This is a genomic window from Bradyrhizobium sp. ORS 278 (genome assembly GCF_000026145.1).
In the GTDB taxonomy this organism is placed as follows: domain Bacteria; phylum Pseudomonadota; class Alphaproteobacteria; order Rhizobiales; family Xanthobacteraceae; genus Bradyrhizobium.
Genome location: NC_009445.1, coordinates 882,612 through 906,359, shown reverse-complemented (window position 1 = coordinate 906,359; position 23,748 = coordinate 882,612). Strand labels below are relative to the sequence as shown.

The 23,748-nt window shown below is 66.9% G+C and carries 17 protein-coding genes and 1 pseudogene; 14 read left to right on the top strand and 4 right to left on the bottom strand.

What is annotated here, in order from left to right; translation table 11 throughout:
* Positions 1-190 precede the first annotated feature (190 nt).
* Complete coding sequence (locus tag BRADO_RS03970) at positions 191-841, top strand: hypothetical protein (protein ID WP_157872513.1); 651 nt, start codon at positions 191-193, stop codon at positions 839-841.
* A 574-nt stretch (positions 842-1,415) separates the two neighbouring features.
* On the opposite strand, the gene BRADO_RS03965 is transcribed toward BRADO_RS03970, so the two are convergent.
* Both BRADO_RS03965 and BRADO_RS03960 read right to left on the bottom strand, forming a co-directional pair.
* Complete coding sequence (locus tag BRADO_RS03965; RefSeq protein ID WP_011924023.1) at positions 1,416-3,395, bottom strand: SPFH domain-containing protein; 1,980 nt, start codon at positions 3,393-3,395, stop codon at positions 1,416-1,418.
* Positions 3,396-3,573: 178 nt separating this feature from the next.
* Complete coding sequence (locus tag BRADO_RS03960; RefSeq protein ID WP_011924022.1) at positions 3,574-4,263, bottom strand: HAD family phosphatase; 690 nt, start codon at positions 4,261-4,263, stop codon at positions 3,574-3,576.
* A gap of 106 nt (positions 4,264-4,369) precedes the next feature.
* Between BRADO_RS03960 and BRADO_RS03955 the strand changes: the two genes are divergently transcribed.
* A complete protein-coding gene (locus tag BRADO_RS03955) occupies positions 4,370-5,065 on the top strand; it encodes a hypothetical protein (protein ID WP_011924021.1) in 696 nt (231 codons plus the stop codon).
* 126 nt (positions 5,066-5,191) lie between these two features.
* Entirely contained in the window at positions 5,192-7,231 is a 2,040-nt protein-coding gene (locus BRADO_RS03950) for a YgiQ family radical SAM protein (RefSeq protein WP_011924020.1), read from the top strand.
* Between the two features lie 978 nt (positions 7,232-8,209).
* Here the strand turns inward: BRADO_RS03950 and BRADO_RS03945 are convergent.
* Positions 8,210-8,752, bottom strand: coding sequence for a hypothetical protein (locus BRADO_RS03945; RefSeq protein WP_157872512.1), 543 nt, complete (start codon positions 8,750-8,752; stop codon positions 8,210-8,212).
* Between the two features lie 207 nt (positions 8,753-8,959).
* Between BRADO_RS03945 and BRADO_RS03940 the strand changes: the two genes are divergently transcribed.
* Entirely contained in the window at positions 8,960-9,268 is a 309-nt protein-coding gene (locus BRADO_RS03940; RefSeq protein ID WP_244422964.1) for a hypothetical protein, read from the top strand.
* Between the two features lie 101 nt (positions 9,269-9,369).
* Positions 9,370-9,783, top strand: coding sequence for a hypothetical protein (locus BRADO_RS03935; protein WP_157872511.1), 414 nt, complete (start codon positions 9,370-9,372; stop codon positions 9,781-9,783).
* A 135-nt stretch (positions 9,784-9,918) separates the two neighbouring features.
* Here the strand turns inward: BRADO_RS03935 and BRADO_RS03930 are convergent, their stop codons facing one another.
* Positions 9,919-11,154 (bottom strand): NF038122 family metalloprotease, encoded by a 1,236-nt coding sequence (locus BRADO_RS03930; RefSeq protein ID WP_011924016.1) that lies wholly within the window; start codon positions 11,152-11,154, stop codon positions 9,919-9,921.
* A 262-nt stretch (positions 11,155-11,416) separates the two neighbouring features.
* On the opposite strand from BRADO_RS03930, the gene BRADO_RS03925 reads away from it, so the two are divergent.
* From BRADO_RS03925 to BRADO_RS03885, 9 genes and pseudogenes are all read left to right on the top strand, one after another.
* On the top strand, positions 11,417-12,367 hold the full coding sequence (locus BRADO_RS03925) for an aldo/keto reductase (RefSeq protein ID WP_011924015.1): 951 nt from the start codon (positions 11,417-11,419) through the stop codon (positions 12,365-12,367).
* A gap of 255 nt (positions 12,368-12,622) precedes the next feature.
* A complete protein-coding gene (locus BRADO_RS03920) occupies positions 12,623-13,738 on the top strand; it encodes a TAXI family TRAP transporter solute-binding subunit (RefSeq protein WP_050780950.1) in 1,116 nt (371 codons plus the stop codon).
* 553 nt (positions 13,739-14,291) lie between these two features.
* Positions 14,292-15,842, top strand: coding sequence for a glycosyltransferase family 39 protein (locus BRADO_RS03915; RefSeq protein ID WP_041757302.1), 1,551 nt, complete (start codon positions 14,292-14,294; stop codon positions 15,840-15,842).
* 156 nt (positions 15,843-15,998) lie between these two features.
* On the top strand, positions 15,999-17,429 hold the full coding sequence (locus tag BRADO_RS03910) for an SWIM zinc finger family protein (RefSeq protein WP_041757301.1): 1,431 nt from the start codon (positions 15,999-16,001) through the stop codon (positions 17,427-17,429).
* Positions 17,430-17,431: 2 nt separating this feature from the next.
* Positions 17,432-18,826, top strand: a complete 1,395-nt coding sequence (locus BRADO_RS03905; protein WP_011924011.1) for a DUF5691 domain-containing protein — start codon at positions 17,432-17,434, stop codon at positions 18,824-18,826.
* A gap of 29 nt (positions 18,827-18,855) precedes the next feature.
* Positions 18,856-19,959, top strand: a complete 1,104-nt coding sequence (locus BRADO_RS03900; RefSeq protein ID WP_041756075.1) for an AAA family ATPase — start codon at positions 18,856-18,858, stop codon at positions 19,957-19,959.
* 1 nt (position 19,960) lies between these two features.
* Positions 19,961-22,345, top strand: a pseudogene (locus BRADO_RS03895) (DUF5682 family protein).
* Positions 22,342-23,535, top strand: coding sequence for a VWA domain-containing protein (locus tag BRADO_RS03890; protein WP_011924007.1), 1,194 nt, complete (start codon positions 22,342-22,344; stop codon positions 23,533-23,535). Before BRADO_RS03895 ends, BRADO_RS03890 begins: the two are co-directional and overlap by 4 nt.
* Entirely contained in the window at positions 23,536-23,721 is a 186-nt protein-coding gene (locus tag BRADO_RS03885; protein WP_011924006.1) for a hypothetical protein, read from the top strand.
* The last annotated feature ends 27 nt before the right edge of the window (positions 23,722-23,748 follow it).

Below are 23,748 nucleotides of genomic sequence, written 5' to 3'. Positions count from 1 at the left end.
ACCGGCGCCGAGAGACAAGCGGCACTGCCGGACATCCGGCATGACGCAAATGCGGTCCTCGACAGCAACATTGCCGGGATTGGGCTTGCGACATCTCGCTTGGGATACCCATTCTGCCTTAACGCGGGACCATGATCGATTCTAAGATATGGCATTGGAGCGACTCTCAGATTGGAGTGAGGGGTTCGAGGTGGACAAGGTTCGAAGATCGATTTTGATGATTCCCGCTGCGTGCTTGCTGCTGGCGATGAGCACGGCGTCTGCGCAGCAACGTCCGTCCGACGGACGGGCTGCTTCCACGAACAATGAAAAGGCCATCGTCGTGCTGGCCGCAGATTTGCGTGAACTGACGTCCCTGAGAGACGTCGATCATGTGGGTGACGTGCTGTTTCGGAGGGTCGACCGGTCGCAGGGTCGCGCCAACGATGATTATGACCTGGCGCTTCGCGGCTCGGTTGCGGCCGACTGGAAGCGCGTGTTCGGCCGCGGCGACGACAATCGCGCGCCGCGCGTGTTTACGATCGAGCCGGGTACCTATTACATTGAGAGGATCAATATCGGTAGCGGTCCTACCACCCGGGGACCCGGCTTGGACTCGCCGACCCGGACGCCGCGCTTCGGCGGCTTCAGCGTGCGATCGGGCGAAGTCATCAATCTTGGCCGTCTTGTGGTTCACATGCATTGGGAAAAGGGATTTTTCTCTGCCGAGGTCGAAGACAATTCCGCCGAAGCCATGCAGGCCATCGGCGCGGCCAATCCGCAGGCCGCAGCTCGACTCCGGACCCGTCTCATGAACGTCGTGCCCCAATTTGCCTTCCAAAGCGGAGGCGGGCGGTTCTGAGGCAAGGGCACCGCTTTGACCATCAGCGCCGACCCCTTCGGCGTACGCAACCAATGCGATGGCGCGGAATGATCGCATCGTGACTCATGACGATGTGTGAGGCGGCTCTCACCACGGTCGCGTCGGGGGCCGCGCCGCAAGCGCGAACGAGATGCAGCTTTGGTCCGCCCGAGGGTGCTGCAGTTGCCGCCTGCACCTGCTCGTCTGCCAATGCTTGGGTCTCCGCCGGCAAGAGGGTCGAAGTCGTCGCCGTCAAGCCTCGGAGGAGCACAATTTCACGTGACGCAAGCGCCCAGCGAAATCGCTTGGGCAATCCGAGAACACGACCATCCGCTCGCATCCGGCGGCATCGTTGATCGGCTGCCGAGACGGCCTCGCTGGTCGGCAACATCACGCGGAGCGGCTGTTCCGACGGGCCGGTTACAATCAATATCTTGCGCATCAGTCTCACCTTCAGATCAGAGCGGTCGACGCAACGGCCGCATGCGATGCGACCATTGCGCCAGCCGCGGTGACGGCGAGCTGTTGCCGGATGTCAGCCAGATGTCAGCTCGCCGTCCCACTTGCTCCGCTCCTACTGCCGCGCGCCGCGTGGCGCTTCGCGCTTCAGCTGCTCCAGCGCCTCCGGCATCATGCGCCCGAACATCGAGCTCAGCATCGCCGTCGGGATGAGACCCGAATTGCCGCTCTCCTGCCCCTGGCCGCCTGACATCAGGAATTGCGGAACCAACGGCTGGTTGATCCGGGTCAGCGCCTCGGCGAATTTCGCGAAGTTCTGCTCGGCGAGCCTGAACTCCGGGCCACCATAGGCATCGACCGCGAGCTTGGTCGCCTGCGCATTCGCGGCACCGACCGCGAGTGCGCGATCGGCCTCGCCCTGGCCCTCGAGCCGCGACTGCTCGCCGACGGCGGCCGCCGTCACCTTGCGGGTCTCGGCATCCTTCTGCGCACGGGCGAGCGCGGCCGCGCCTTCGTTCTCATTGACGCGGATCTGGATCAGCGACTGCGTCAGCGCGGCCTGCGCCGCCGCCGTCGCCTTGGCCTCGTTCAGCGTGCGCTCCTGGATCGCGGCCTTCTCCTGCTCCTGGAAGGTCTCGACCTGCTCGCGCGCGACCTGGCGCATGCGCAGCTGGATCAGGATGTTCTCGATGGTCTGGTCGCCGGGCGCCGCGCGCGGCGTGCCGATCAAGACCTCCTGCAACTCGAGCGAATAGCCCTCGAACTTCACCTTCATCTCGGCCGCGGATTCTTCTTGAATGGCGGCGCGGTTCTGCAGCAGCTCGATCAGGGTCATCTTCTGCGCGACGTTCTTGAAGAACGCGGAGACCATCGGGTCGAGCGTCTGCTCGACCAGCTTCTTCACGTCGCCGAAGCGCTGGATGATCATCGGTGCCTTCTTGTAGTCGATGTGCATCACCACCGAGAGCGGCAAGGTCGGCTCGAACGCGTCCTTGGTGATCAGCGAGATCTCCGACAGGTTCTCGTCGAGCTTCATCGCGCCGACCTCGCCGCGCACCCATTTGAGGATGAAGTTGACGGTCGGGATGATCTCGATCTTGCCGGCATAGGTGTTGAACGCGTATTTGCCGGGCAGCAGCGGATCCTTCCAGACGCCGCGGCCGCCATTCCTGACAAGCTCGCCATGTCGATAGGTCTCGCCGGACACGTCGGCCATGTGCGGACCGGTGTAGAAGATGACGACGCCGACATTGCCCACAGGGATGATGGTTTTCGGTACCTCCTCCACCGTGGCGAACAGCCGGTTGATGTACCAGGTGCCCTCGACGATGACCTGCAGCTGACGGCCGCGATGGCCGCCGGCGGCGAGGAATTTCTCGGGCTCCTGGAAATTGTTGTGAAAGGTCGCGGTATCGTGCAGCTCGGTGCCGACCTCCGGCGCGATGATCTCGCCGGGAGGCAGCGACGGGCCGTCATGGACCGTGACGATGCCGACCAGATCATGATCGGCCGCCAGGATGACGGGGGTGAAGCCCCAGCGCTCGGCGATGGTCAGCTGCATCGCGTCGAGCACCACGCGTTCCTGATCGCTCAGCGCATGGCCATAGACGCGCTCGTCGGTGATGATGGCGAACTGCGTCGTATTGATCGCATAGGTGCCCTCGCGCAGGATCTTGCGCTGCGGGCCCTTCTGGCCGCCGGCCAAAAGAAAGCGCCGCGCATCCTGGAAGTCGCTGTTGTCCTCGCTGTCGTTGGCGCCCAGCACCTGAGAGGCGCCGAGCGGCGCGCCGTCGCGGGCGAAGACATAGGCGATCTTGCCCTGGCCGACCGTCACCAAATCGGAGGTGTGGATGCGGTACATGAAGGGAAAGAACAGGTGCAGGCCGCCGCGCAGCACCTCCGGCTCGAAGCCGGCCTCGCCGTGCAGCGCGATGAAACCGTCTGCGACGGAGCCGCGGATGCTCCACAACTTCTCGACGATGCCGACCTGGTTGTTGGGGATGTAGCGGATGACGTTGGAAAGCTTCAGCAGTGCAAGCAACGCAATGATCGCCCCGGCCGCCAGGGCCGGCTGGATCACAGTGGTGATGTCCATGAGGGGTCTCCAAGTCGCGCATGGCCGGGGCGGCTGTTGCCACCGCGCTGTCACCGCGCGCGATCATGCCGATCGATGTCGGCGCGCGAGAAACTAGACCTCCTGCGGATTTTTCAAAGACCACCCTCGCCGAAATATTTCGTCTCTCCGGTTTGAACCTGCGCCGCCATGCGGCGACTCAATCGCCTCCCAGACGCCTCCGCAGCAGCGCCAGCAGTTCGGGTTCGTCGAACGCCGCCGCGGACAGCGCGGCGCCCGCCGCGATGAGGTCGTCGTGCTCGAGATTGGTCCGCATGCCCACGGTCACGATGCCCGCCGCGGTCGCAGCCGCAATCCCCGCGCGAGAATCCTCGAAGGCAACCGCGGTCTCCGGCGCGGCCTCCGCGGCGCGCAGCCCTTCGAGATAGGGCAGCGGGTGCGGCTTGCCGTGCAGCAGCTCGTCACCGATGATCACCGCGCGAAACCGGTCGGCGATGCCGATTCCCTGCAGGATCAGCTCCGCATTGGCACGCGGCGCGTTGGTCACCGCGACGACCGGAATCGAGGCCGCCGCGGCCTGATCGAGCAGCGCGATGAGCCCCGGCAGGGGCTCCACCCGGCCGGCGGCGAGGCCGCGAAACACCTCCTCCTTCTGCGCCATGATTGCGGCGCGCCGCTCCGGCGGCTCATCCGGCAGGAATTGGGCGCCGATCGACGCATTGGAGCGCCCGAGCAGTTCGCGTGCCGCACGTGGGCGGTCGAAGACGTGGCCATAGCGACCGAACACCGCGTTGAAGGCCTCGATGTGCAGCGCATCGGTGTCCGCCAGCGTGCCGTCGATGTCGAACAGCAGCGCCCGCCGCTCTTTGATAACGCCTCGCATCAGCAATTGACCTCAAACTCATCCGGTTATTGACGCGATCTGATCCAACTCTCGACCATCACGGCTGTCGTTATCTCCGAAACGGCGTGAAACCGCGACGGGGGAAATTGCGATGATCGGCCATTTTCAAGCGACCTCCCAGTTCAGTTCGATGACGAAGCTGGGCGCCGCGGCGCTGCTCTCGACCGTGATCCTCGCGCTTCCCGGCGCCGCCCGGGCCGGTCAGGCCAATACGGACATGGTCAACGGCCAGTACTGCAACGCGATGTGCAAGGCCTATATGGCCTGGTCCAACCGCATGCTGGCGATCACCCAGCCGAACTACGCCCGGCCTCAGATCCGCGTCGCCGTGCCAGAGACGGCCCCGCCGCAGAAGGCTGATCGAGCTGAGCGGACCGAGCCGCGGATGACGCAGCATCCGCCGAAGCCGCACCGCCCGGCCAATCTCAACTCCTTCGCGCAGCTGCCCGGCGGCAGCCGGGCCGCGCAACCGGCGATGGACGCCCCGCAGCCCGACGACGGCTCCGCCGCCTATGCCGGCGCGCAGATGGGGCGGATGCTCTCGACCGATCCGCAGCCGGCCGTTGCAGGCCTGCGCGGCAGCACGACGGAGGGTGCCGACATGCGGCTGGTCTCGATCTCGGATACCGGCATGCCCCAGGATCCGAGGACGGTCGGAGACGCCTCCAGCAGCGCGCGGTCGAAGATGCCCTCGATCTGGATGATCCTCGCCGCGGCCGCGCTGGTGGCCTTCTTCGGCCATGGCTGGCTGAAGCGCCGCTCCGGCCCCTCCGAAGAGGCGCTCTGAGCGCTCCTCGCCTGAGGTCGCGGACGAACACCCTCCGGGAACAATTCCGGACAATTTGATCGGTCGCCTGCGGCTGCGACAGGCCGCTCGGTTGAATTGACAGCCCCGTTTCTCTATGCGTGGGCGATGAACATCGCCCTCACAACCCCGCCTTTGAGCGCCCCCTCGTTGAGTTCCTGGCCGCGCCACCGCGCCGACCTCAAGCCCGCGCCGTTCCTGCCGATGAGCCGGAAGGAAATGGACGCGCTCGGCTGGGACGTCTGCGACATCGTGCTGGTCACCGGCGACGCCTATGTCGACCACCCCTCGTTCGGCATGGCGATCATCGGCCGGCTGCTCGAGGCCCAGGGCTTTCGCGTCGGCATCATCTCGCAGCCCGACTGGCATTCGGCCGAGCCGTTCAAGGCGCTCGGCAAGCCGCGCGTGTTCTTCGGCGTCACCGGCGGCAACATGGATTCCATGGTCAACCGCTACACCGCCGACCGCCGCATCCGCAGCGACGACGCCTATACGCCGAACGGCGAAGGCGGCAAGCGGCCGGACCGCTGCACGCTGGTCTATGCGCAGCGCTGCCGCGAGGCGTTCAAGGACGTGCCGGTCGTGCTCGGCGGCATCGAGGCCTCGCTGCGCCGGATCGCGCATTACGACTACTGGTCCGACAAGGTGCGCCGCTCGGTGCTCGCCGACGCCAAGGCCGACATCCTGATCTACGGCAATGCCGAGCGCGCCGTGATCGAGGTCGCGCACCGCATCGCCGGCGGCGAACAGCCGAGGGACATCCAGTCGGTGCGCGGCACCGCGCTGTTCCGGAAAGTGCCGGAGGGCTACGTCGAGCTGCACGCCGACGATCTCAATTCCGCCGACGAAGGCGCCGCGCGCGAGAAGGGCGACGTCGTCATCCGGCTGCCGTCCTGCGAGCAGGTCGAGGCCGACAAGGAGGCCTATGCGCGGGCCTCGCGCGTGCTCCATCGCGAGAGCAATCCCGGCAATGCGCGCCCCCTGGTGCAGCGCCATGGCGACCGCGACCTCTGGCTCAACCCGCCGCCGATTCCGCTGACCATGGCGGAGATGGACAGCGTCTACGACCTGCCCTACGCCCGCGCGCCGCATCCGTCCTATGGCGACGCCAAGATCCCGGCCTGGGACATGATCAAGTTCTCGGTCACGATCATGCGCGGCTGCTTCGGCGGCTGCACCTTCTGCTCGATCACCGAGCATGAGGGCCGCATCATCCAGAGCCGCTCGGAAGGCTCGATCCTGCAGGAGATCGAACGTATCCGCGACAAGACGCCGGGCTTCACCGGCGTGATCTCCGACATCGGCGGCCCCACCGCCAACATGTATCGCATGGCGTGCAAGGACCCGAAGGTCGAGGCCGCGTGCCGTAGGCCAAGCTGCGTGTTCCCCGAGATCTGCCCGAATCTCAACACCTCGCATGACGACCTCATCCGGCTGTATCGCAAGGTGCGCGAGGTCCAGGGCGTCAAGCGCGTGATGGTCGCCTCCGGCGTGCGCTACGACCTCGCGGTCGAGAGCCCGGCCTACATCAAGGAGCTCGTGACGCATCACGTCGGCGGCTACCTCAAGATCGCGCCGGAACATACCGAGCGCGGCCCGCTCGACAAGATGATGAAGCCGGGCATCGGCACCTATCACCGCTTCAAGCAGATGTTCGATGCGGCGGCCGCGCAGGCGGGCAAGAAGTACTACCTGATCCCGTATTTCATCGCGGCGCATCCGGGCACGTCCGACGAGGACATGATGAACCTCGCGCTGTGGCTGAAGAAGAACCGCTACCGCGCGGATCAAGTGCAGACCTTCCTGCCCTCGCCGATGGCCACGGCGACCGCGATGTATCACACCGGCGTCAATCCCTTGCGCGGCGTGCGCCACGGCGCCAGCGACAAGGTCGAGGCCATCAAGGGCCTGAAGCAGCGCCGCCTGCACAAGGCCTTCCTGCGCTATCACGACCCCGACAATTGGCCGGTGCTGCGCGACGCGCTCCGCGCCATGGGCCGCGCCGACCTGATCGGCTCGCGCCCCGACCAGCTGGTCCCCGCGCATCAGCCGCCGGGCACGGGCAAGGCCGCCGGCACGCGTCGGCCGATGCGTCCCGAGCCGCGGCCGCAGCGCTTCACGACCAAGGGCGTGAAGATCAGGAAGTAGCGCACTGGCGCGGTGCGAGCCGAACATCACACCGCGCCCTTGCGCGTGAACTGGTATCGTGAGCGCGTGAGTTGGTATCTCGCGCTCCACATTCAGCGTCATCACCCGCGAAGGCGGGTGATCCAGTACGCCGCGGCCCTTCGGTTCTGTCTCCGCCGCCTCTGGAATACTGGATCGCCCGGTCAAGCCGGGCGATGACAGTGAGTTTGTAGGGCCATCGCTCAATGGTCCTCGTCATTGCAGGCACCATCTCACCCCTCCTCCGCTGTCGTCCCGCCCCACCCTCCGCCGTCATCCCGGACGAGCGCGCACGGCGCGCGAAGATCCGGGATCCATAGCCACAGGACGATGTGTTGAGCACATGCTGAGCCACCTGCGTGCCCCGCGCTTCCGCCAGTGGTTATGGGTCCCGGGTCAAGCCCGGGACGACACTGAGTTTGTCGGGACGCCGTTCCAACTCACAATTACGACGAGGACCGCGCGCGCGGGCTCGCCTCGATCCACTACACGATTTTCCAAACAGCACACCACAGCCCCGCGGCGCATCGGCGCCCGGGTCATGCTGCCGACATCACCCCCGACGATGAGAGGGTGCCGGGGAAGGCCGGACCTCGACTGAATCGGGATAGGGGGGAGTCTCACGACTCTACCCCTCCCACAACACCGTACGTACGGGTCCCGTATACGGCGGTTCGATAGATTGAGCAGCTCAGTGGGGTGCGAGGTAGGGCAATCCGCGTGAGGCGAAGAAGACGTTTGGCAGAGCCATGGTCAGCCCGGCACAGCCTGCGACATACTGGCTCGACGGGCAGTTTGCTCATGCCTGGATTGAGGAAGTTGCCCGTCGTGTTTCATCGCGCTTGAGGAGGCGCGTCGGACACTGCTCTTGCGCAGTTTCGTAAGCCGTTAGGCTCATCGTCACTCAGCATGGGGCGATCTCGTCCATGCTCTCGCAAGCTGGAGAAGGTGTACACGAAGCTAACAGCTTGAATCCCGGCCCGCCCAGCGATAGATCCGGCTGCTCAGCGGGCCGGCGCCCAAGGGGTTGCTGACCTTGATCGTCACGCGCGATCCGGAGCCGGACTTCTCGATGCGCGCCGCGACGAAGTAGTTCATCTTGATCCCATAGCTGCCCGCGACCAGACGAAATTCCGCGAAGCCGCGGTCGCGGTGTATCTCGCCTTCGTATTCGATCTGACCGTGGGTCGGATTGATCCGGTCCTGCCCGGGAGGATAGCACTGTCGGCCGGTCTCCATCAGGCGCCGGAAGATCTCCTCGTAGTTCTCGGAAAAGGTCCGGCTGTCAGCCACGTCACGCGATTTCAGGCCTTCCGGCGACGCCGCGCATCCACCGAGCACCAGGACGGCGATCGCCATCGCAGGCAGAGCTGCCTTGATCCCCATCGTCCATCCCCCAGCGCCAGCGGCCATATCGCCCCGAACCGTCATCCCGCCTCCCCACATACGTCGGATTGCGGAAGCCACACAAGTGCGGGCCTGCAACACGCGCTTAAGCTGCATCCCGGCATTGTCGACGTTTGGTCCCGGACCGGACGACCTCGCGACCCGCTCGACCGCATCCCCGGCCGGTCATGGGTCCGGTCAGCGACCTCGGATCTCCGTCCCGGCGACATCGCCGTGCCACGGCACGCCGCGGTTGAGATAATTTTAAGACACCCTTTGCTTTGATGGTCTCCTCGTCATGCGGAGGGCTCGCGGGTGGGATCTATGACCAAGGTGTTGACATCGGCAGGGCTGCCGCGGCTCGTCTCCGCGATCCTGGCAACCACCATCATCACGGCCGCAGCGATGCTGCCGCGCCCTGCCGAGGCCAGATCGTGCTCGCAGCAAGGCGAGGAATGCCGGGACTGGGCAAGGAGCAAGGTTTCGGCGCAGTATTTCGACAGATATGTCAACCGGTGCAGCGCCGAAACCAACGCCTGCATCGCGCGCTGCAAGACCGGAATCAAGGTCTTCGTCGACGTCTTCGACGGCTCGGGCCGCGCCCAGCAATATTCGATCGACGAGTGCCGCTAGCCCTCGCCGATCAGGACATTGATGCCTGAAGACTGACAGGGATCGATACGGCGCGGAGCGGCGCCCGCACCGGAATGGACAAGAGGTCCGATGCAACGGCCATGACCCCAGGGGAATTGAAAGTCGTGGCCCCGCGTCCGCTCACGGTGGCTGCCGCAGTCATTGCGATCGGCGTCGCCGGTCTTGGCTACGTCATGTGGTCCGTCATGGACGATTTCGGTGCATGCACGACCGTCGAGGAGCGGTCGATCCCCTCCCCTGACCGCAAGAGCCGCATCGTGGTGTTCGGTCGCGCATGCAATGCAACCGTCCCACTCACCACCCAGCTCAGCGTCGCTCCCCTGACGGGCAGCTTCTCGCCGGAAACATATCCACCATTCTTCGTGACGCGCGACGGCGGGCATGTCGACGCCGCCTGGCGGTCGGATGGAGTCATCGAGGTCAAGCCGCCGGCAGACACCGTGATTTATCGGCAGGAGCGAAACGCGGGAGACATCCGCATCATCTACAAGTGAGCCGAAGCAAAAGCGCGGCCTTACTTGATGATCGCGCTGGGAACGAGTGCTCTCCGATTGCTCGCCCGTTGGAATCGGCCGGTGCCGATGGCCTCGCGGCCGCTTGATCACGGATCCGCCGTTCGCGCCTGCCGCTCAGTTCGCGGAAATCGCGTGCAGATGCATCGCGAGCATCATCGGATCGTTGTGGGAATCGGTGGAATAGGACGCAAAGCTCGCCGCGTGGTCATGGCTCGCGCCGGCCTCGGCGCCGTTCGCCGCGGCCGCATCCGCCTGGGCATTCGCCAGCACCTGTGCCGCGCCGGCGGCATCGCCGAGCTTGGTGAGGCTCGCGGCGGTTTCTGCCGCCACCGCCGATGCGATTGCCGCAGCCTGGGCCGGCGTCTGCAGCGGGGCAGCGACGCCCGCGGCGTGCGGGATCTGCGCGAGCAGCGCCTGGGTGTCGGGCGTCGAGATGTTGTAGCCGAGCGTTTCCAGCACCACGAGGTCGATCGGCGACAGCGTCTGCGACGTCGTCGGATTGTAGAACTCGTTCAGCGGATCGTGGCCGCCCTGGATGCCGGTGTTGAGAAAGTCGGCCGGGTCCGACGTCTGGCCGTAATCGGCGATCTTGGTGTGCCCGCCGTCGAGCGAGAAATAGGCGGGAGGACCGGAGGCGATATTGTTGTTGATCAGATGCTGACCCGCCCTGGTGTAGTCGAACAGATCGAAGATATCGAGATTGCCCGGTGAGGGTACGCGCCCCAGCGCATGCGAGAGCTCGTGCAGCGCGACGCCGACCAGCGACTGGTTCGGAATGTCGGTGTTGAAGATGGCAAATCCATCCTCGGTGGTCGTGTTGTTCGGATCGATCAGGCCGAGCACCTTGGCCTGCGCGTTGGAGACGAACACCTGGGAATGGCCCTGCACCGCCCGCGTGGCCGCCAGATTGTCGAACACGGTGTCGCCGGCCGCCGCGTGATCCTGCAGGTCGGTTCGGACCTGGGTGTAGCTGGCGAGCACGCCGTTGCTGACATTGGCGCCCGCGCCGCCGCCGGTGCCGGCAAAGTCGATGGCGAGATTGACGGTGGCCTGGTCGGTGATCGCCGAGGACAGGATCGCCGCCGCCTGCTCGACGCCGGCGCGAAAGCTCTCGGGCGCAGCCGCCGCGGCCGCGTCGAAGGTGAGATTGAACGTGAGACCGCCGGTGTGAACGGCGACCGTTTCGGAGCCGTCGGCATGCAGCACCGGAGCCGAGACCGCGCCGGCGGGCAGCGCGAACGGCGTTGCGGCCGCAGCCATCGCGGTCGCCGTGTTCTTCGCCGCAGCCGCGTCCTGCATCAACAGGGCGTCGGAGCTCAGTCCGAGCTGGTCATAGGTCAGCGTGTTCATTGGCCGGACTCCTTCCCCGTGCCCCGCATCCTCATTTGCGAGACGTTCGCAATGGGCGGACCATCATCGGCAACTAAGTGCAAAGTCTGACGTCGTCGGAACCTCTTCAGGGCATCGGCGCCACGGTTTGGATGCGCGATGCGCGTCTCGCCATGCACCCGCCGCGCTGGTCAGGCGCAGCGAACGCAGGCAATCTGTCGCGGGCGCTCCGCCACACATCCAGCCAAAGATTTTATCAGCCCGTCCGAATCGAGAGATCGTCATGAAGCATCGTCAGCTCGGCCGTTCCGGCCTGAATGTTCCGCCCCTCTGCTTCGGCTGCAACGTGTTCGGCTGGACGGTGGACGAGACGGCCTCGTTCCGCCTACTCGACAAGGTGGAGGACGCCGGCCTCGTTTTCCTCGACACCGCCGACGTCTATTCGCGCTGGGTGCCCGGTCACACCGGCGGCGAGTCCGAGACCATCATCGGCAAATGGATGAAGCAGCGCGGTAACCGGGACAAGATCATCCTGGCCACCAAGGTCGGCATGGACATGGGCGACGGCAAGGTCGGGCTGAAAGCCGATTACATCGCGCGCGCGGTCGAGGACAGCTTGCGCCGGCTGCAGACCGACGTGATCGATCTCTACCAATCGCACAAGGACGACGAGGCGACGCCGCAGGAGGAGACGCTCGCCGCGTATGACAAGCTCATCAAGGCCGGCAAGGTGCGCGTGATCGGCGCCTCGAACTTCTCCGCCGAACGGCTGCAGGCCGCGCTCGACATCGCCAAGGCCAACAGCCTGCCGCGCTATGAGAGCCTGCAGCCGGACTACAGCCTGGCCGAGCGTTCGGTCTATGAAGGTGCGCTGCAGCGCGTCTGCGAGCAGAACCAAGTCGGCGTCATCACCTTCTTCTCACTCGCCGCCGGCTTCCTCACCGGCAAGTACCGCTCCGAGGCGGATTACGGCAAGAGCCCGCGCGGCCAGCGCGGCATTCCGAAATACATGAACGAACGCGGCATGCGCATTCTTGCGGCTCTGGACGAGGTGGCGGAGGCAACCGGCGCGCAACTGGCCTCGATCGCGCTGGCCTGGCTGCTCGCCAAGCCCTCGGTGACGGCGCCGATCGCGAGCGCGACCAAGCCGGAGCATGTCGATACCCTGGTGGCGGCGACGCAGCTGACGCTGACGCCCGATCAGGTTGCGCGGCTCGACGCCGCAAGCGCTTGAGTTGTTAGTTCGCCCGGCGTGTGCGCGGCGCGTTGACGCAGGGCGCGGATCGCACACGCGTCATCGCACGGATGAATTTCAGCGGAGACATGGAACTGTTAGGGCTAATTTGCAGCGGCTTGTGCATCATCACGTGAAGAACAAAATTCGGCCCGGATCGAAATGCTAAGTGCACTGCCAAATTAGAAAGACTCAAGGAAGCGTTCGGGGGTTCGTGTGTCGCGTGGTCGGATTTGCGCACTCGTTTCGACAATCATGCTGGCGGCCGTGTCACTGGCCGGCGGCAGTGCCCAAGCCCAGCAGCAGGCGCGTCCAGCCGCCGGCACCGCCAAGGTCGGCGATCTGCCGGACCGCGAATCGCTGAACTCCGGCACCGTGACCGTCATCACGGCGCCGATCGGCGGCCCGATGTCGGTGATGGGCTCCGACATGGCCGCGGTGCTCGACGACGGCGAGAACCTGCGCGTGCTGCCGATCCTTGGCAAGGGCTCGGCGCAGAACCTCGTCGACATCATCATGTTGAAGAACATCGACATGGGCTTCGTCGCGACCGACGCGCTGGAATTCGTCAAGACGGAATACAACATTCCGGACATTGCCCAGCGCGTGCGCTACATCGCGAAGCTGTTCCACAACGACGTTCACATCATCGCGCGGCGCGAGATCCGCTCGCTCGAGGATCTCAACGGCAAGCGCGTGTTCGCCGAGCGGTCGATCGGCCTGCCGGCCGCGAACACGATTTTCCGCAGGCTGGGCATTCGCGCCGATATCGATTCGGTGACCGATCCGACCGGGGGCCTGCAGAAGCTGATCGATGGCCAGGGCGATGCCTGGATCGCCTCGGTGTCGAAGGATGCGCCGATCATCAAGGGCATCAAGAACGAGGGCGGCCGGCTGCATCTCCTGCCGGTCCCGTATGACCGCGTGCTGCAGGACATCTATCTGCCGACGACATTCTCGTCGGAGGAATATCCCAACCTGGTGCCGGCGGGCACCAAGGTGGACGCGGTCGCGGCTTCCACGGTGCTGATGGTCTACAACTGGCCGGAGAACAGCGAGCGCTATCGCCGCACGGCGCGGTTCGTCGACGCGCTGTTCGGCAAGATCCAGGTGCTGCAGTCGCCGCCGCGGCATCCGAAATGGCGCGACACCGTGCTGTCGGCGCCGGTGCAGGGCATGATCCGCTTCAAGGCGGCGCAGGATTGGCTCGACGGCGCGCGGGCGGTGCAATCGCCGGCTTCCGACGGCAATCCGGCCGAATTCCGCAAATTCCTCGACGAGCGCAAGGCGCAGGCGCGAATGTCGCCGGACGAGGCGGCCCGGCTCTACAGCGACTTCCTGAAATGGCAGCGGAGCAAGGAAGCGCGCTGACGCTCGTCGCATCCCACGCTCGAGCCCGGTCGCGCGGCAAGCGCGTCCGCGGCCAGGGGCCTTGGCGAGGGATCGTCCTCGGCACCTGGTCCCGCTCGCCACCCTCCGGCGACATCTACGCGTGGCGTCTCTATCAATGCGGCGAGATGACAATAGGACGACATCGACGGCGTCCTATTACCTTCGAATAGCTGTGTCTCGTTGTGGTATTCTATTTGCATTTCGCTGAACTGCGGCTTTGATGGACCTCAATCGCTCGTTGCCGCGATCGACGGGCAATCCTCCCTCTCCTGATCGGGCATCATGCCTGCTGATACAGCCACCATTGATTGTCGGCACCGCGCGTGTTCAGCAGCGCGATTGCGATCGTATGACATCCCTTGCCGCCTGATCGGCGGGCACGATTTCAAAATGTGAGCGTGGCGTAATCCCCGTGGCGGAGAACCACGTTCTCAATGATTGCCGAAACCACACGGGTATGAGGGCTGCAGATGATGGATCGGACACAGCGCTGCGCGCCGGCACCGGCCCGCTTCTCTTGAAAAGCGCCGCCATGGTCCGCGAGTTCGGGTTTTCGGCTATCGCCGCCCGGTCGGACAACGATCCGGCGGCGTGGCGCCGGCCGTTCCTGCGCTGGCTGGACGGCATTCGGCCCGGCTGGGCGATCCCGCTGCTGCTGGCGGGATTCGTCACCGTCTGGACGATCTATCTCTGCATTGCCTATGCCGGCGCCGGGTTGCATCCCGACGTGCTGGAGACCTGGAGCTTCGGCCGGCAGTTCGGCTGGGGGTACGCCAAGCATCCGCCCCTGATGGGCTGGATCGCCGGCGCCTGGTCGACCGTGCTGCCGGCAACCGACTGGTCGTTTCACCTGATGGCCATGACCAACGCCGCGCTGGCGCTGTGGTGCGTCGACTTGGTGACGCGGCGCTTCACGACCGGCGACAAACGAGTCATCGTGCTGCTTCTGCTGATGCTGACGCCGGCCTATCAATTTCACGCACAGCGCTTCAATGCCAACTCGGTGCAGCTGGCAACCTGGCCGCTGGCGACCTACTGCTTCCTGCGCGCCTTCGAGAGCCGGACGATGCTCTGGTCGGTCGCGGCCGGCGTCACCGCCGCGATCACGGTGCTGGGCAAATATTATTCGATCTTCCTTCTGATGAGCTTCGCTCTGGCCGCCGCGGCCCATCCGCAGCGCCGCGCCTACTTCGCGTCCGCCTCACCGTGGATCTCGACCGCCGCTGGCTTCGCCTTGCTGTCGATGCATCTCGACTGGCTCATCGTCCATGACGCTGCGCCCATCCAGCACGCGCTGACGCATGCGCAGTCGGACCTGGCGACGTCGCTGCACGATTCGCTCTCCTTCGTGCTCGGCCTGCTGGCCGCGATGGCGGGAGCGGCGCTGACCTGGGTCATCGTCACCGGACCGCGGCTGAGGAGCTTCGGCTCCGACATGGCCGAACTGAATGACGGTCTGCGACTGCTGGCCTATATCGGCATCGGCAGCATCAGCCTGCCGGTGGCCAACGCGCTGATCATGGGGACCGACCTGCCCTCGCTATGGGCGCTCCAGGGCCTGTTCCTGTTCGTCGTGGTGATCGTGTGCGGCGCGAGCTATCCGATCGAGCGCTTCCACACCGTCAACATCACGGTGCTCACCGCCGGCATCGCCGTCGTGGCGACCGTCGTCGCGGCACCGGTGCATGCGCTCTACGGCAACGCGCATGGCTATGAAGAGGGGCGCACCTACTATCGGCAGGTCGCAAACGAGGCGACGCGGCAATGGCGGGACTGGACCGGGCGACCGCTCCGCCATGTCGGCGGCACGGAAAGCCTCGCACTCGCGACCGCTTTCTACAGCGCAGACCATCCCGCCTACGGACTGCCGCCATCAGCCGCATCCACCGGCGTCAGCACCGCATCTGAGGAACGCGGTTGGATTTCGCTTTGCTTCCGCGACCAGCCGGATTGCATCGCGGGCGCGGAGCAGGCCGCGGCTCGCGCGGGCCACGCCGTCCGGCGCGAATTCGTGGTGCAATCACGGCTGCTCGGACGCGCCGGCTGCACCCGCAGAGTCGTGGCGTGGATGGCGACGCCCTGACGGCGCGAACGGCCACTTCAGACACGTTGCAATGGCCTCCGGAGCGAGAGCGGACGACGCGCTGTGACGCCGGTTGTCGTCGCGTCTGAATTGTTGTGCGGCTCGGCTGCCATCTGCTAGGGAATGCGCATCGCGCGATCAGCCGTGGGAGTGTGGGTGTCTCTGACACGCGAACGGATCGAAGGGCTGGCGCCCGATCAGGCCTCGCTCGGCGCGGCGCTGAAGCTGGTCAAGCCCGCGAGCTGGCCGGTGCTGGCGGCGAGCACCGACGCCGAGGTGCTGTGGGGCGAATGCCAGGGCTCCGGCGCGACGCCGTATCGCGTCGTGACAGCTGCCGATGGCGGCGGCTACAAATGCACCTGTCCAAGCCGCAAATTTCCCTGCAAGCACGTGCTCGCGGTGTTGTGGCTGCGCGTCGACAAGCCGGAGCGGTTCGAGAGCGCGAGCCCGCCGCAATGGGTCGAGGACTGGAGCGCGCGCCGTCGCGGCAGCAGCGGACGCCCGCCCGGCAGGCCGAAGCCCGACGGCGAGGAGGCGAGCGCGGCGCCGTCGCTCGATGCGGCCCTGGCCGACGCCGCAGCGCCGGCACCGGTCGATCCGAAGGCGGCCGCACGCGCGGAGGCGCAGCGCGAGCGCATCAAGGCCGAGCGCGAGACAGCGATCCTCGCCGGCCTCGTCGAGCTCGACCGCTGGATCACGGACCAGTTGAACCAGGGGCTCGCCGATTTCGCGACGCGCGCCGCGGCCGCTGCACGCACGCTGTCGACGCGGCTCGTCGACGCCAAGGCCGGCGGGCTGGCCGCGCGGCTCGATCAACTCGGCACCGAGCTGTTTCGCGCAAGTGACGACAGGCGCGCCGATGTCGCGATCGAGCGGCTCGGCGCGATGACCTTGATCGCCTCGGCGTATCGGCATCAGGACCGCCTGCCCGCGCCGCTGCGCGAGGATGTCCGCCGCGCCGTCGGCTGGTCGGTGCGCCGCGAGGAGTTGCTGGCCGACGTCACCGCGCCGCGCGCCAGCAGCGTATGGATCGTCGCCGCCAATCTGTCGGAGGTGCAGCCGGACAAGCTGCGGCGCCTGGAGACCTGGCTCGTCAATGCGCGCGACGACATCAGCCAGCCGCGGGCGGCGGTGCTGATCGACTTCGTCCCTGTCTCGGGAGGCGGTGCCGGCTTTCCGTTCGCGCCCGGCGAGACGATCGAGGGCGAGGTCGTGTTCTATCCCTCGGCCGCGCCGCTGCGCGGGCTCCTGGCGAGCCGAAAGACCGCGGCGCCTGCGTCCTGGCCGCGGCCGCTGCCGGGCCTTACGCCGGGCCTGCAGGACTACGCGGCAAAGCTCGCGTCGCTGCCATGGCTCGAGCGCTGGCCGTTGCTGCTGTCCGACGTTGCGCTGCGCACCGCCGGCAAGGGCGCACTCGCGATCACCGATGTGAGCGGAGCAGCGATTGCCGTCGAGCGCGGCCAGTACGAACAGCTGATGCCGCTGCTCGGGCTCGACAATTTGTCGCTGCTCTGTCTGTGGGACGGCCGGACCGCACAGGTGCTCGCCGCCGACACGCCGCTCGGCCGCTGGCACCACGAGGACTGACGATGGCGAGCGCGATCGATCCGCAGAGCCATGCGAGGCTGCGCCAGAGCTTCCTGCTCGGCCTCACGCGCCAGCCACTCGGGCCGCCGCCGGCGCTCGCCGAGCAGCTGCCGCGGGATCGCGAGCCGGCGTTGCCGCTGCTCGCGCTGTCAGCGCAATGGCAGCGCTTTGCCGGGATGCCGGCGCCGGTCATCGATCCCATTCCGGACGCCGCGCTGCGGCTGCACCAGGATGCGCGACCGATCCTGCCCGACGCCGCGCGCCGCGCGCTGAAGGCTCTGGCGCGCAGCGTCGAGAAATCGCTGGCGTCGAACGTCCTGCCGCTGGCGCTGCGACGTATTCACGCCGCTGGCTACCGGTTGCATCCATTCGATCTGCCGGATTGTGCATCCCACATCAAGGCGGAGGCCGGCGATCTCGGGCTCGCCGAGCGCGCCTTCCTCGCACTGATCGCGCCGGACTCCGATGAGGAAGCAGCCAAAGGCCTTTTCTTCGAGCGGATCACCGCCGAGAACTGGACGACCTTCCCCAAGGCGCAGCGCCGCGGCTTCGTCGCGAAGCTGCGCCGCGACGATCCCGCCGGGGGCCGCGCGCTGATCGAATCCGTCTGGAAGGCCGAGCCCGCGCCGGTTCGCGCGGCGCTGCTCGATGCACTCGCGGTCGGCCTCGGCGAGGACGACAAGCCGTTCCTGGAGAGCCTCGGCACAGACCGCGCCGACAGCGTCAAGCAGCTCGCCGCGCAGCTGCTGGCGCGGATCGCCGAACGCGGCGAGCACGGGGCCCGTGTTGCGGAAGCCGCGCGATGCTTCACGCGCGCCGGCTCGTTCCTGGCCAAGATCGGGCTCGGCTCGGCCTCGACCCTGACCTTCAAGCTGCCGAGCGACGGGCTGAATTGGCAGCAGACGGACGCGCTGCGCGAGCGGCTGTTCGGCGGCCTGCAGCTGTCGGCGCTCGCTGACGCCGCCGGCGTGACGGCGGAGGCCCTGATCGCGGCGCTGCCGCCGGGCGAGCATCGCGTGCTCATGCTGCTGATGGACGCCGCCGCAGCCGAGGGCGACGACGACGCGGTGACCCGCATCATCGGCGCGCGTCTCGGCGCCGGCGAGTCGCTCAACGGCTACATCTTGATGTCGATCGCGGCGAAGGCCCGCCAGCCGCTCGCGCCATCCATCGCCGAACGCGTGCTCGCCTCCTCTGCCTGGCAGAAGACGGTGCAGGAGCTCGCCGATGCGACGACGCCGGCGGCGCAGAAGGATGACGGCCGGCTGGCGCTGATGGCCGCGCTGATGCCGCGGGCCGCGATGTCAGCGTTCACCGCCTCGCTCGCCGCGCTGCCGCTGTCGACCACGCGGGCGGCGAAGGATTTCACCGATCTCGTTCTCGCGCTGCCAGCGTGAGCGCGCCACATGATGCCGGGAGTATGCCCATGACCACCGCCGATGCGAGCCCGAACGAGGCCCAGCTGCGCCGCTCCGCCGAGGCGCTCCATGCCCATGAGCTCGAGGCGCTGGCCCAGGAGGACACGCGGACGCGGCCGGCGCAATGGCAGCTGTCGCCGCAGGCCGTCGTGACCTATCTGATGGGCGGCCGCACCAAGTCGGGCGTCGAGATCTCGCCGAAATATATCGGCAACCGCCGCTTGATCGAGACCGCGGTGGCGACGCTCGCGACCGATCGCGCGCTGCTCATTCTCGGCGTTCCCGGCACCGCGAAATCATGGGTGTCCGAGCATCTCGCTGCCGCGATCTCCGGCTCGTCCGAGATGATCGTGCAATGCACGGCCGGCACCGACGAGAACCAGATCCGCTACGGTTGGAACTACGCGCTGCTGCTGGCCAAGGGCCCGTCGCGCGAGGCGATGGTGGCGACGCCGCTGATGCGCGCGATGGAGGCCGGGCGGATCGTGCGCTTCGAGGAGCTGACGCGCATGCCCTCGGACGTGCAGGACACGCTGATCACCGTGCTGTCGGAGAAGCTGATGCCGATCCCGGAGATCAACGATTCCGTTCATGCGAAGCGAGGCTTCAACATGATCGCGACGGCGAACGCGCGCGACAAGGGCGTCAACGACTTGTCGTCGGCATTGAAGCGGCGCTTCAACGTCGTGGTGCTGCCGCTTCCGGCCGATCTCGACGAGGAGGTGAAGATCGTCACCAAGCGCGTCGGCGAGATCGGCGGCGGGCTGGAGCTGCCGACCATCGCGCCGGCCGATCAGGAGATCATGCGCATCGTCACGGTGTTCCGCGAGCTGCGCGACGGCCAGACGCTGGACGGCCGGCTCAAGCTGAAATCCCCGTCCGGCTCGCTGTCGACGGCCGAAGCCATCGCAGTGACGATCGGCGCCTGGGCGGAGGCCGGTCATTTCGGCTCGGGCGTGATCGATGCGCAGAGCATGGCCGCCAATCTCGTCGGCGCCATCGTCAAGGATCCGGTGCAGGACAGAGTGGTGCTGCAGGAATATCTCGAGACGGTCGTGCGCGAGCGCAAGCCGTGGGCCGATCTCTACGGCGCCATCCGCGACGTGATGTGACATGGCCGCGGCATCGCCCGATCGACTGCATCTCCTGGGGATCCGGCATCACGGGCCGGGCTCGGCGCGCGCCGTGCTCACGGCATTGGATGCGGCCGATCCCGCGATCGTGCTGATCGAGGGTCCGCCCGATGCCGACGAACTGATCAGCTTCGCAGCGAAGCCCGCGATGGTGCCGCCGATCGCGCTGCTGGTGCATGCGCAGGACGATGCCGCCAATGCAAGCTTCTTTCCGTTTGCGGTGTTCTCGCCGGAATGGCAGGCGATCCGCTGGGCGCTGGCGAAGCAGCGACCGGTGCGCTTCATCGATCTGCCGGCATCGCATCGCCTCGCCGAACGGGCCAAGGCGGCGAAGGAGGATGAGGAGACCGAGGCTTCTTCCGAGGACGCCGGCGCGGCGGCGCCTAATCAGCCCAAGACGATCGATCCGGAGCTCGCACGGATCCGGCGCGATCCCCTGGCCTATCTCTCCACACTGGCCGGCTATGAGGACAGCGAGGCTTGGTGGAATGCGCTCGTCGAGCAGGGCGCGCATGGTCCGGAGATCTTCGCCGCGCTGGAGGCCGCGATCGCTGCCCTGCGCGAGACCATCGATCCGCTGCCCTATCAACCCGCCGACGAAGCTCAGCGCGAGCTGCGCCGGGAAGCGCATATGCGCCTGGAGATCGCGGCCGCACTGAGCGCGCAGGACGACCCTGTCGCCGTCGTTTGCGGCGCCTGGCATGTGCCCGCGCTGCGCAGGAAGGTGGCGCTCAAGGATGATCGGGCGCTGCTGAAGGGATTGCCACAGATCAAGGTCACCGCCACCTGGGTGCCGTGGACCGAGACACGGCTCGCCGCGTCCTCCGGTTATGGCGCCGGCGTGATCTCGCCCGGCTGGTACGCGCATCTCTGGAAAGGACTGCAACACGAACACGACCGGGCTGCCGCTCTCGACTCTACCGCTTTTACGACGCGCTGGCAGGCGCGGGTGGCCGAGCTGTTGCGGCGGAACGGCCGGCCGGCCTCGACGGCGTCCGTCATCGAGGCGTCGCGGCTGGCAATCACGCTGGCGGCGCTGCGCGACGTGGCGCTGCCGGGCTTGGCCGAGATGCGCGAGGCGAGCCTCGCCACCCTGTGCGAGGGCGAGACGGCGCTGTTTCGCCTGATCGAGCAGCAGCTCATCATCGGCCAGCGTGTCGGCGAGATCGACGACAGCGTGCCGCAAATGCCGCTCGCCGCGGATCTCGCGCGCTGGCAGCGCAAGCTGAAGCTCAAGCCCGAGGCGCTCGACAGCGACATCGCGCTCGACCTGCGCAGCGACGCGGGCCTTGCGAAGTCGCAGCTGCTGCATCGCCTCGCGCTTATCCAGGTGCCGTGGGGACGGATGCAGGGATAGGGACAGAGCCGCGGCACGTTTCGCGAGAACTGGCGGCTGCGCTGGGAGCCGGAGTTTTCTGTCCGCCTCGTCGAGGCGCTGGTGCATGGCACGACGGTGGCGCAGGCGGCGAGCAATGCCGCGGTCGCGAAGGCGCAGGCGGCCACGTCGCTGAATATCGTCTCCGACATCGTGCGCGGCTGCCTGGAAGCCGGCCTGAGCGAGGCCGCGGAAACGACGATCGCGCTGCTGCAGCAGCGCTCGGCGGCGACCAGCGACGTCGCCGATCTGACCGAGGCGGTGCCGCCGCTCGCCGAGATCCTGCGCTACGGCACCGCGCGCGAGCTGCCGACCGAGGCGCTGCGCCTGCTGGTGATCAGTCTGGTCGAGGCGATCTGTGCGGGACTCGTCTATGCCTGTCGCAACCTGCAGGCCGACGTCGCGACCGAGCTGCGCGGCAGGCTGGCGCGGCTCGATGCGGCGATCGGGCTGATCGAGGACGCCGGCCTGCGCGAGGGATGGCGGCGCGCGCTGGCGCATGTCGCAAATGACAGCTCGGCGCATCCCTTGTTGAAGGGACTGGCGAGCCGCGCGCTGTACGATCACGGCACCGTCTCGCCCGAGCAGACCGCGCTGGCGCTGTCGCGCGCCTTGTCTCACAGCGTGCCGACGCTCGAGGCCGGCGACTGGCTCGACGGCTTTCTCGGCCAGAGCGGCCAGGTGCTGCTGCACGACCACGCGCTGCGCCGGATCATCGACATCTGGCTCGCCGCGATCGATGACGAGGCCTTCAACAATCTGCTGCCGGTGATGCGCCGTGCGTTTTCGAGCTTCGATCGCAGCGAGCGCCGGCGGCTGCTGGATGAACTCGCCAGGCAGCGTCCGCTCGCCGTATCGACCACAACCGACACCGCCCCACTTCAGCCGCTCGCGCAGTTGCCGACCGGCACCGCCGATTTCGAGGCGGCTCTGCCGCTGCTGCTGACCATCCTGGGTGCGGACCGGCCGATGAAGGATGCCAACCGATGAGCCGTGATGCGGATGCCGAGCGCAATCGCCGCTGGCGCCTCGTGCTCGGCGGCGACGATCAGGCCGGCCTATCGGATCGCGACCGCAGGCTCGATGCGGCGCTCGCAGGGCTCTATGACGCAGGCTCCGGCGGCAAACGCGGCGGCGGCCGCCGCGGCGGTCTCGGCGGCTCGGCGCCGCGGGTGGCGAGCTGGCTGGGCGACATCCGGGAGTTCTTTCCCGCGCCGGTCGTGCAGGTGATCCAGAAAGACGCGTTCGAGCGGCTCGGCCTCAAGGAGATGCTGCTGCAGCCGGAGTTTCTCGCCGCGCTGGAGGCCGACGTGCATCTCGTCGCCGACCTGATGGCGCTGCGCTCGGTGATGCCGGAGAAGACCAAGGTCACGGCGCGCGAGGTGGTGGCGAAGGTGGTGAAGGAGCTGATGGAGAAGCTCGACGCGCGCACCACCGAGACAATCCGCGGCGCGGTCGACCGCCGCCGCCGCACGCGACGACCGCGCGCTGGTGACATCGACTGGCCGCGCACCATCGGAAAGAATCTGCGGCACTGGCAGGCCGAGCATCGGACGATCGTGCCGGAGACGCTGGTCGGCCATGCCCGCGCCGCGCGGCAGACCAACCTGGAAGAGGTCATTCTCTGCGTCGACCAGTCGGGCTCGATGGGCACGTCCGTGGTCTATTCCTCGATCTTCGCCGCGGTGCTCGCGTCGATCCCGGCGATCGCGATGCGGCTCGTGGTGTTCGACACCAACATCATCGATCTCACCGAGGAGCTCGCCGATCCCGTCGAGGTGCTGTTCTCGGTGCAGCTCGGTGGAGGCACCGACATCAACCAGGCGCTGGCCTATTGCGAGCAGCTGGTGCGCGAGCCGACCCGGACCCACATGGTGCTGATCAGCGACCTCATCGAGGGCGGCATCGCCGAGCAGATGCTGGCCCGCGCCAAGGCGCTGGTGTCGTCAGGCGTCAACCTGATCGTGCTGCTGGCGCTCAACGACGACGGCCGTCCGGCCTATGACGCCAGGCACGCCGCGATCCTCGCCTCGCTCGGCTGCCCGGTATTCGCCTGCACGCCGCATCAGTTTCCCGAGCTGATGGCGACCGCGCTGAAGCGCCAGGACATCTGGTCCTGGGCCGCCGCGCAGGACATCAAGCTGGTGCGGCCTGAGGATGGCGGCGATCAGGGTCTATGAATGAAGCGCCTCGTTCTGACATCCATCCTGTTGCTCGGGCGCTACGCGGTGCTGCCCGTGGTGGCGCTGGCCGGCGGATTGCTGTTCATCTGGCTGATGCTGCTGGACGACGACACGCGGGTCGTGCTGGCCACCGCGCCGATCATGTTCTGCGTGATCGCGGCCGCGGTCGCGCTGGCGCTCTGAATCCTGTTCGTGCCGGCGCGGCGCGAG